General features: G+C 67.0%; 11 protein-coding genes. 4 read left to right on the top strand and 7 right to left on the bottom strand.

Going from position 1 to position 9365, the window contains the following annotated elements; translation table 11 throughout:
* Positions 1-221: 221 nt before the first annotated feature.
* On the bottom strand, positions 222-1649 hold the full coding sequence (locus A5733_RS18195) for an FAD-binding oxidoreductase (protein ID WP_076241133.1): 1428 nt from the start codon (positions 1647-1649) through the stop codon (positions 222-224).
* Positions 1650-1791: 142 nt separating this feature from the next.
* Here A5733_RS18195 and A5733_RS18190 point away from each other — a divergent pair, with 142 nt between their 5' ends.
* Positions 1792-2010, top strand: coding sequence for a hypothetical protein (locus A5733_RS18190; RefSeq protein WP_067771233.1), 219 nt, complete (start codon positions 1792-1794; stop codon positions 2008-2010).
* A gap of 16 nt (positions 2011-2026) precedes the next feature.
* Here A5733_RS18190 and A5733_RS18185 read toward each other — a convergent pair whose 3' ends face one another.
* From A5733_RS18185 to A5733_RS18175, 3 genes are all read right to left on the bottom strand, one after another.
* Positions 2027-2845, bottom strand: coding sequence for a class I SAM-dependent methyltransferase (locus tag A5733_RS18185; RefSeq protein WP_076241132.1), 819 nt, complete (start codon positions 2843-2845; stop codon positions 2027-2029).
* A 62-nt stretch (positions 2846-2907) separates the two neighbouring features.
* On the bottom strand, positions 2908-3924 hold the full coding sequence (locus tag A5733_RS18180; protein ID WP_076241131.1) for an NAD-dependent epimerase/dehydratase family protein: 1017 nt from the start codon (positions 3922-3924) through the stop codon (positions 2908-2910).
* A 4-nt stretch (positions 3925-3928) separates the two neighbouring features.
* Positions 3929-4429, bottom strand: coding sequence for a polyketide cyclase (locus A5733_RS18175; RefSeq protein ID WP_076241130.1), 501 nt, complete (start codon positions 4427-4429; stop codon positions 3929-3931).
* Positions 4430-4506: 77 nt separating this feature from the next.
* Between A5733_RS18175 and msrA the strand changes: the two genes are divergently transcribed.
* Positions 4507-5019 (top strand): peptide-methionine (S)-S-oxide reductase MsrA, encoded by a 513-nt coding sequence (msrA, locus tag A5733_RS18170; RefSeq protein WP_076241129.1) that lies wholly within the window; start codon positions 4507-4509, stop codon positions 5017-5019.
* Between the two features lie 4 nt (positions 5020-5023).
* Here msrA and A5733_RS18165 read toward each other — a convergent pair whose 3' ends face one another.
* Positions 5024-6352: a cytochrome P450 gene (locus A5733_RS18165; protein ID WP_076241128.1), complete on the bottom strand. Its 1329-nt coding sequence runs from the start codon at positions 6350-6352 to the stop codon at positions 5024-5026.
* Positions 6353-6444: 92 nt separating this feature from the next.
* Here A5733_RS18165 and A5733_RS18160 point away from each other — a divergent pair, with 92 nt between their 5' ends.
* Complete coding sequence (locus A5733_RS18160; protein ID WP_067771241.1) at positions 6445-7029, top strand: TetR/AcrR family transcriptional regulator; 585 nt, start codon at positions 6445-6447, stop codon at positions 7027-7029.
* Here A5733_RS18160 and A5733_RS18155 read toward each other — a convergent pair.
* Positions 7006-7575, bottom strand: coding sequence for a TetR/AcrR family transcriptional regulator (locus A5733_RS18155; RefSeq protein WP_076241127.1), 570 nt, complete (start codon positions 7573-7575; stop codon positions 7006-7008). The genes A5733_RS18160 and A5733_RS18155 overlap by 24 nt on opposite strands.
* Before the next feature lie 54 nt (positions 7576-7629).
* On the opposite strand from A5733_RS18155, the gene A5733_RS18150 reads away from it, so the two are divergent.
* Positions 7630-8301 carry a class I SAM-dependent methyltransferase gene (locus tag A5733_RS18150; protein WP_076241126.1) on the top strand — a complete coding sequence of 224 codons (672 nt, stop codon included), beginning with the start codon at positions 7630-7632 and terminating at the stop codon, positions 8299-8301.
* Here the strand turns inward: A5733_RS18150 and A5733_RS18145 are convergent.
* Positions 8298-9365 (bottom strand): prenyltransferase, encoded by a 1068-nt coding sequence (locus tag A5733_RS18145; protein ID WP_198938857.1) that lies wholly within the window; start codon positions 9363-9365, stop codon positions 8298-8300. The genes A5733_RS18150 and A5733_RS18145 overlap by 4 nt on opposite strands.

Raw genomic sequence — 9365 nt, 5'->3', positions numbered from 1 at the left:
GGGTCGGTGCGCCAGTACACCGTTTCGGCCAGTTCGTGTTCGCGGCGGGTGTCCAACGCACCGATGGCGGCCAGCCGGCGGCGATCGCCGCGGATTCTGCCCGCGCCGCCGCGCTCATCGCGTCGATGAGAGCGGCATCGGAATCAGTGTCGAACACATGTTCGATTATGCCACCACCGACCGACAACCACAGCGCTTTCTCCGCACATCAGCGACCGACGTCAGTGCGGTTTGCGGGTGATGACGTCAGCGAAACGGGCGATTGGCGACGTCGTCACCCGCCCCCGCGCCTCGTGCCGGTCGGCCAGCCGGTATGCGACGTAGAGGCCACGCACGCCGAGCCAGCGCAGCGGTTCGGGTTCCCAGTTGCGTGATCGGTGACCGACCCACGGCAGCTCGGTGATCGGGGTGTCGCGCCCGAGCACCAGATCGGCCAGGGTGCGGCCGGCCAGATTGGTCGCGGTGACCCCGTGTCCGACGTATCCGCCTGCCCAGCCCAGCCCGCTGGCCCGGTCCAGCGAGACGCCCGCCTGCCAGTCCCGTGGGACGGCCAGAACCCCGCACCACCCGTGGGCGATCGGCACATCGCGCACCTGCGGCAGGATCGAGTGCAGCACGCCGGTGAGCAGACGGATGGTGCGGGCCGGAACCTGACCGTCGATGTCGGTGCGTGAGGCGAAACGGTAGGGAACGCTACGACCCCCGATCGCGATGCGGTCATCGACAGTGCGTTGCGCGTAGAAGAACCCGTGTGCGCTGTCGCCCACAGTTTCCCTTCCGTGCCAACCGATTTCGTCCCACAGCGCCGCCGGGATCGGTTCGGTGGCGATCATCGAGCTGTTCATCGGCAGCCAGGTCCGGCGGAACCGGGCAAGCGAAGGAGTGAACCCTTCGGTGGCCCGCAGGACGATCGGCGCCCGCACCGTTCCGCGGGTGGTGACGGCGCACGCCGTCGATGAGCGCTCGCGCGAAGAGGACACCGCACCGGCGATCGCCGTGACCGGGGTGTCCTCGTAGATCGTTACACCAAGCCGCTCGACGGCTTCGGCCAGCCCGCGGACGAGCCGGGCCGGTTGGATGCGGGCACAGTGCGGGGTGTGGTAGGCAGAGATCAGGCCGTCAAATCGAATGCGCTCGGCGGCTTGGCTTTTCGTCAGCTCGGTGACATCCAGCCCCCAGGATCGTTCTTCGGCCACCGCAGCCGCCAGCCTGGCGGCCTGAGCGGGATTACGCGCGATCTCCATGGTCCCGCCCTTGACCGCACCGGCGTCGATGCCTTCGCGGTCCGCCACCGCGATGACCTCGTCGACAGCGTCGTTCAGTGCCCGTTGCCAGGCCAGCACCGGCTCCCTCCCATGCTGCGAGGCCATCCGGTGCCGGTCGCCGGGAGCCAGACCGGACAGCCAGCCGCCGTTGCGACCGGAGGCGCCGAAGCCCGCGAAACGGGCCTCCAGCACGGTGATCCGTAGCGATGGCTCGGCCTGGGCCAGGTAATAGGCCGTCCACAATCCGGTGTAGCCGGCGCCGACGATGCACACGTCGGCGTCGCGGTCGCCGGGAAGGGCCGCGCGGGGCGCGGGTATTTCGTCGAACCAGTGGGACACCTTGCCGTTCACCGTCTTGGGCACCGCAGGATTCTGCCAGGGCATATCCCAGAACATATTTCTTTCTGCCAATCGGGGATCAATTTCTGCCACCGGAAATGGCCGGGCCGGCCAGTCGGTTTGGACAGTCATACCGGCACGAAGGTCACCAGAACCGACGCCGGTCAAGACAGGAAGAAGCAGGGATATGAAGAAGTTCGGATTCGCCGTCATCGCCGCAAGCGGACTGAGCGCAGCCGTCCTGGGTCTGGCCGGACCGGCCCAGGCCGCCGAGCCCGCTCATGTCGCAGCCCCCAGCACCGTCACCATCTCTTCCGGTGTGGACCACCTGGACTGGTTGGATCAGATCCATCCCAAGCCGATGGTGCCGAAGGCGGACAACACCGTGCGCCACAGCGGTCGGTGATTTGAGGGACTGAGCGTCAGAACGCGTAGCGGTGATACTGCGCCATGTACCGCAACACCGGAACGGGTTTCATCACCGCGAGCATCAGTCGGTAGTACCAGGGCAGCGTGTTGAACACCGGATCGTCGAAAGGCGATGTGCGGGCCAGTAACCGCGTGCCCGGTACTGCCCGCAGGATGTCCTCGGCACTGTTGATCGCCCAGTGGAGTTTCGCCCCGGATCGCCGGACCACGGTGTTGCTCCACTGGGACTTGACACCCAGAGTATTAAAGGCATCGAATTGCAGTTCCCCAGAAGGGAATCCGTCGACAATACGACGCAGCAGGGCAACTCCGTCGGCTTCGGTGAGGTACATCGTGAGACCTTCGCCGAGCATCAACGTCGGCCGGTCGGCGGGGATGTCGCGCAGCCAGGCCGGGTCGGTCACCGACGCGGCGACGACGTGATAGTGCTCGGCCGAGGGGTAGAGCTGCTCGCGTAGGTGCGCGACGTCGGGATAGTCGACGTCGTACCACTCGACACCGGGCCCGGTTTGCAACCGGAAGAACCGGCCGTCCAGTCCACAGCCCAGATGCAGCACCACTGCTTCCGGGTGCACCGCCAGAAACTGCCGGGTCCACCGGTCGAAGTGGGCGCTGCGGGTGGTCACCGACGGTGACGTCGCCTCGGTGATCGAGGTGCGGCTCCAGTCGTAGTCGATGCGATCGGCGATCTGCTTGGCCAGCCGGTCGCCCAGGATCGGATTCGGCATCCCGGCGTCGAGGGCCTTGGCGTAGAAGGTCGCCAGCATGGTCTGCGGCGCACCGGAGAGGTCGACTTTCAGCTTGTCGGTCATAGCGCCAGGCTAGGCCGCAATGCGCCTGTCGCCCAGTGGCTTTACGCTGCACGGCGTGGTGTTCAGCTGCCGCGCTGTGCGCGTTTGGCCGCGCGCAGGCTGACCCAGAACTTGGCCGCTTCGGCGATCGACTCCTCCACCGGCCTTGGCTGCCAGTCGAGTTCACGCACGGCCTTGGAATGGTCGAGTTCGGCTTCGGCCCGCATGAGCCGCAGGGATTCCAGTGAGAGCCGTTCGTCAGTGCCGCGCAACGTGCCCTTGATCGTGCCGGCGGCGGCCAGCAGATAGGACACCGGCAGCGGGATCGAGCGCTGCGGCGGCGCGACGCCGGCGGCCTCGGCGGGCAGCCGGGCCACCTCGGCGTTGCTGATCATCTTCTCCGAAATCAGGTAGCGCTCACCGGGTATGCCACGGTCGGCAGCCAACAACAGCGCCCTGGCGGCGTCGTCGATACCGACGGCCTCCAGGTCGATGCCGCTCATCACGAACGGCAGTTTGCCGAACGCCGCGCCGGCGATGATCGCCCCGTGCGGGGTGCGACCCCAGTCGCCACTGCCGTAGGTCGTGGAGACGCACATCGCCACGGCCGGCAGGCCGCGCTCACGCGCGTAGTGCAGCACCAATTCCTCGGCCTGCACCCGCGAGCGGACGTACGGGGTCACCTTCGCGATATCGACGACGTCAGCTTCGGTCGACCGCCTGCCCCGCTTTCGTCCGACGGTGACGTAGCTGCTGGTGTAGACGAACTTGCGTAGCCCCGTGACGCCGGCGGCCACCTCCAGGACGTTGCGGGTGCCCTCGACGTTGGTGCGGAACAGCGGGGCCGGGTCGCGCAGCCACCCGCGGGCGTCGACGACGCAGTGGTAGACGACGTCGCAGCCGGTCATCGCCGTACGCAGCGCCGCGGTGTCGAAGACGTCGCCCTCGAACCGCCTGACGTCGAGGTCATCGATCCCGATCGTGTTGGCACCCGGCCGCACCATGGCCCGGATCTCGGAACCGTCGTCGGCACCGACCAGTTGCCGTAGTACGTGCGAGCCCAGGAATCCGTTGGCTCCGATGACGAGCTTCGCGCTCACGTGCTCAGCCTCCGAACTTCTGCATCCACGCCTCGGCCTCATCGGTGAGCGTGCCGAGTTCGGCAGCTTTGCGGCACCACTTGCGGGCCGCGGAGGCGAATCGCAGTGGGTTGTAGACGTCTTCCTGACGTGACCAGAGGCCGTCGCCGGCGTAGGTCAGGATCGAGATGTTGGTGGCGCTGATGATGGTGCCGTCGCCCGGGTCGCGCATGGGGTTGTCCAGTTCGCAGATGATCCGGCCGGTCGGTACGTCGATCACCGACCACAGCGACGGGAACGCCGTCATGTAGCTGCCGGGAAAGGTGGTCATGGTCGTCCAGATCCACGGCCGCACCTGTTCGCGGCCCTTCATGGTGCCCACGGCGTGCTCGATGTAGTCGACGTCGACGGTGTAGTGGTCCGCCCAGATGTCCCAGTTCTTGGTCTGCGCGGCTCGATCCACGGTCTGCTCGAACGTCTCGAAGGCGGCGGCGAGTTCATCGCGGCTGAAGGACCTGCTCGTCACCCCAAAACTAGAACACGTTCTACCAGGCTTTGTCGAGGACTCTGCCGAGAAAGTCGGCGCGGAGCACAATGGGATGTATGGGCAACTATTCGACAGCGATCCTGGCCGGCGGCTGCTTCTGGGGCATGCAGGACCTCATCCGCAAGCAACCCGGCGTGATCTCGACCCGGGTGGGGTACACCGGCGGCCGTAACGACCAACCGACATACCGCAATCACCCGGGACATGCCGAAGCGGTCGAGATCGTCTACGATCCGGCCGAGACAGATTTCCGAGCACTGCTGGAGTTCTTCTTCCAGATCCATGACCCGTCCACCAAGGACCGGCAGGGCAATGACGTGGGCACCAGCTACCGGTCGGCGATCTTCTACCTCGACGACGAGCAGAAGCGCGTCGCACTGGACACCATCGCCGATGTGGATGCTTCGGGTTTGTGGCCGGGCAAGGTGGTCACCGAGGTGACGCCGGCGAGTGATTTCTGGGAGGCCGAGCCCGAGCATCAGGACTACCTGGTGCACTACCCGAACGGGTACACCTGCCACTTCCCGCGCGCGGGGTGGAAGCTTCCCAAGCGCCAGACCGCGAGCTGACGGCTCAGGCGCCCAGCGGGGCGGCCCGGCGGCGCACCGTGAGGCGTCCACCGGACTTCGGGGTGTAGGCCACTCCGCGGGAATGCACTTTCTCACCCGGGGCGGTGGTGGATTCGATCGCGAAGTGCCGCAACACCGTTCGCAGCACGACGTCCATTTCGACGTTGGCGAACACTGCGCCGACACAGCGTCGGGTGCCGCCGCCGTAGGGGATCCAGCCGAGGCCCGGCCGGTTGCCGAGGAAACGCCGGGGGTCGAACCGGTCGGGATCCGGGAAATCCTTGGCCGCTTCCTGGATCTGGGAGATCGCCACGATCACGGAGTACCCGCGCGGAATCTCCCAGTCCCCCAGTCGAATCGACGGTGCGTAGACGTGGCGGCCGGCGAAGTCGATGACGGTCCGGTTGCGTTGGACTTCGAGGATGGTGGCCTGGCGGTACTCATTGCCGTCGGTGGCCGCCTCGGCCTCCAGCTCGGCCAGCACGTGCGGGTGCCGGCTGATCCGTTCAAAGGCCCAGCCCAGGGTCGACGCCGTCGTCTCGTGCCCGGCGGCCAGCAGGGTCAACAGCTCGTCCCCGATGTCTTTGCGGGACATGGCCGATCCGTCCTCGTACGTGCTGCGCAACAGCAGCGCCAGGATGTCGTCGCGCTGGTCGAAGTCCGGGTCGGCCTCGACCTTGTCGATGAGTCGGTCGATGACGTCGTCGTACTGCTTGCGGTATCGAGCCAATCGGCCCCACGGACTGAACCGTCCGTAGGTGCGGGTCGGGGTGGGCAACACCACCAACCGCGAACCGAGGGTGACCCAGGGCGGGATGATGCGGCGCAATTCGTCGAGCTGTTCGCCGTCGGCGCCGAAAACCGCGCGCAGGATGGCGTTGAGGGTAATGCGCATCATCGGTTCGAGCGTCTCGAACTGTCGCCCGTCGGGCCAGGTGGCCGTTTCCCGCAGCGTCTCTTCTTCGAAGATCTTCTCGTAGTTCTTGATGCTCTTGCCGTGAAACGGTGGGGTGAGCAATTTGCGACGCCGACGGTGATCGGTGCCGTCGAGGGCGAACACCGAACCGGACCCCAGGATGCGGCTCAAATTGGGCTGGATATTGCCGACGTCGTCGGTGTTGGCCGCGAAGAGCTGCTTGGCCAACTGAGCATCGGCGATCATCACCGTGCGGCCGAACACCGGGAGCTGAAGGCTGAACACATCACCCTGACGGCGCGCGATCTGTTTGACCACCCAGCGCCTGGCCAGGGCAAAGCCTATGGCCTGCAACGGTTTCGGCACCCGCGCGGGCGCTGGGATCCGGGCCTTCTCGGCAGCTACGACGTCGGTCATACCATCTCCAGCCAGTTGCGGTACCGAGCGGTACCAGCGGTTGTGAGGTACGGTACCCCCAGGTACCAGACAACGCAAGGGGGTGAGAGGCGATGACCTACCGACTACGGTTGCTCGACGGGCTGGCCGCGGCGATCACCGACAAGGGCTACCGAGACACCACCGTGGCCGACATCGTCCGCCACGCCCGTACCTCCAAGCGCACGTTCTACGACCAGTTCGGAACGAAAGAGGATGGTTTTCTCGAGCTGCTGCGCGCCAACAACGCCGCACTGGTCGACCGGATCAGCGCCGCTGTCGTTCCCGAGGCATCCTGGACCGACCAGATCGGCCAGGCCGTGGGCGCCTATGTCGATCACATCGCCGCCGCCCCGGCCATCACGTTGAGTTGGATTCGGGAACTTCCCGCGCTCGGCAGCCGGGCCCGACCACTGCAGCGCGAGGCCCTGCGCGCCCTGACCGACCTACTGATCGACCTCAGCGGCAGCGTCGGCTTCCAGCGCGCCGGTCTGCCGCAGCTCACCGAGCCGATGGCCATCATCCTGCTGGGAGGGTTACGTGAGCTGACCGCTCTGATCGTCGAGGACGGCCGCGACATCCACGAGATCTACGGTCCCGCCGTGGCCGCGTCGACGGCCATCATGGCGGCGAATTCAGCTGAGCAGCAAGCGAGCTGATTTCTCCAGCCGCCTCGAGATGGCCGCGTAGGGGTCATATCCCATCCCCGCCCAGACCAGCGTTCCCGTGTAGAGCAGCTCAAGGGCCTCGATGACGTCGAGATCAACGTCGGGGCCCAGCGCCACGACCAGCCGCGTGCGGATATCCGCCCCGATCCGCTGGCGCAACACCTCCACGTCGGGGTCCTTCCCGAGCAGCGCGTTGGTCACCGCTCCGGCGAACTCGGGTTCATCGGCCACCAGCGACGCGATGTGCTGCAGTACCTCGACCACGCGGGTGGCCGGATCGTTCGACTCGTGCGCGGCCGGCGGCGCAGCCGAGAGTCGACGCCAGAACACCTCGGCCACGAGGTGTTCTTTCGACGAGAAGTAGGTGTATGCCGTCGCCGCGCCGACCCCGGCCTCGGCGGCAACCCGACGCACGGTCAGCCCGGCGAACCCGTCTCGGATGATCAGTCGGAGCGCGGCCTGACCGAGACGCTCCACGGTGTCAGCCTGCCGTGCACTCAGGCGGCGGCGCGTCGATTCCAAGGCCGCATCGGACACGTGTCCGGACGCTACTACAACCGCCGGTGGCCAGCAACGGTAGGTTGTGCATTCATGAGCTCCGCTGACACCGCCCTACCGCCCCGCGCCGAGCGCCTGTTCACCCTTGCCGAGCAGGTCACCGGCTTCATGCCCGCCGACGAGGGCCGCGCTCTCTATGACGCCGGGGTGCGCTACCTCGGTGGCGGCGTCGGGGTCGAGATCGGCACGTACTGCGGCAAGTCGACGGTGATGTTGGGTGCGGCGGCCCAGGAGACCGACTCGGTGCTCTACACCGTCGATCATCACCACGGCTCCGAAGAGCATCAGGTCGGCTGGGAGTACCACGACACCACCATGGTCGATCCGGTCACCGGGCTGTTCGACACGCTGCCCACCATGCGCCACACGCTCGATGCCGCCGGCCTCGACGACCATGTGGTCGCCGTCGTCGGTAAGTCACCCGTGGTGGCCCGTGGCTGGCGAATGCCGTTGCGGCTGTTGTTCATCGACGGCGGGCACACCGAGGAGGCCGCGCAGCGGGACTTCGACGGTTGGGCTCGCTGGGTCGAGGTGGGCGGCGCGTTGGTCATCCACGACGTGTTCCCCGATCCGAACGACGGCGGGCAGGCACCGTTCCACATCTACCAGCGGGCGCTGGCCACCGGTGCGTTCGACGAAGTCATGGCGATGGGATCGATGCGGGTGCTTCAGCGGAGCGCGGGTGAGCCGGGAGTGCTCGACTAACGGCCTGCCACACACTCGCAGTCGTACTCACCCTCGAGGCCACGCGGCAGCCCGACGCCCCGGAAGATGCCGCTGGCCGCGGTGGTCTGCGACAACGCGTCGGCGGCCAGGATCATGGCCGCGCCGGTCCAGGTGGTGCGTTCCTCGGGCCAGCGCTTGCCGTCGGCGAAAACGAGCCCGGTCCAATAGGATCCGTCGTCCTCGCGTAGGTGCTGCATGGCCGCGAACTGCTCGTGGGCGCGCCGGGTGTCACCGATCGCATCCAGGGCCATCACCAGCTCGCAGGTCTCGGCACCGGTGACCCAGGGCCGGTGGTCGACGCACCGGATACCAAGTCCGGGCACCACGAAATCGCCCCAGCGCCCGTCGATCCGGGCCTTGGCCGCATCGTCGCGCAACGCCCCGCCGAGCACCGGGTAGTACCACTCCATGGCGTGGGTGTCCTTGGCGGAGAACGCCTCTGGATGATCGGCGATGGCGTGGCCCAGGCGCCCCACGGCGACCTCCCATTCCGGCTGCGGATCATCGAGGTACTCCGCCAGAGCCAACCCGCAGCGGATGCTGTGGTATACGCTGGCGCAGCCGGTCAGCAACGCCTCTTCCACCGGGCCGGAAGGGCTTTCCGCCCAATAGATCTCACCACCGGGAGCCTGCAGGCCGAGCACGAAATTCAGCGCCCGGGTCACCACCGGCCACATGCACTCGGCGAAGGCCCGGTCCCCGGTGATCAGGACGTGGTGCCAGACGCCGGTGGCCACGTAGGCGCAGAAGTTGCTGTCGCTGTTGGCATCCTCGACGACCCCGTTGCGCAGCTGGATCGGCCATGACCCGTCGGCGCGTTGCACGGTGCGGCACCAGTCGAAGGCCGCACGGGCCGGCTCGATCAACCCGGCCACGGTCAGCGCCATGGCGTTCTCGACGTGATCCCACGGGTCGGTGTGCCCGCCGTCGAACCACGGCAGGGCTCCTGAGGATTCCTGGGTCGCGGCAATCGATTTCGCCGTCTGCAAGCAGTCTTGCGGGGTCAGAACTCCGGGCACACCGGGGATCTCAGGCAGTCGCAC

This window comes from Mycobacterium sp. NS-7484 (assembly GCF_001953975.1).
Taxonomy (GTDB): Bacteria; Actinomycetota; Actinomycetes; order Mycobacteriales; family Mycobacteriaceae; genus Mycobacterium.
The sequence above is the reverse complement of the archived record's forward strand: the minus strand, read 5'-3'. Positions and strand labels throughout refer to the sequence as shown.

Coding starts and splice junctions, on each gene's coding strand:
- A5733_RS18195 (WP_076241133.1), bottom strand. CDS start 1,649: ATGCCCTGGCAGAATCCTGCGGTGCCCAAGACGGTGAACGGCAAGGTG.
- A5733_RS18190 (WP_067771233.1), top strand. CDS start 1,792: ATGAAGAAGTTCGGATTCGCCGTCATCGCCGCAAGCGGACTGAGCGCA.
- A5733_RS18185 (WP_076241132.1), bottom strand. CDS start 2,845: ATGACCGACAAGCTGAAAGTCGACCTCTCCGGTGCGCCGCAGACCATG.
- msrA (WP_076241129.1), top strand. CDS start 4,507: ATGGGCAACTATTCGACAGCGATCCTGGCCGGCGGCTGCTTCTGGGGC.
- A5733_RS18165 (WP_076241128.1), bottom strand. CDS start 6,352: ATGACCGACGTCGTAGCTGCCGAGAAGGCCCGGATCCCAGCGCCCGCG.
- A5733_RS18160 (WP_067771241.1), top strand. CDS start 6,445: ATGACCTACCGACTACGGTTGCTCGACGGGCTGGCCGCGGCGATCACC.
- A5733_RS18150 (WP_076241126.1), top strand. CDS start 7,630: ATGAGCTCCGCTGACACCGCCCTACCGCCCCGCGCCGAGCGCCTGTTC.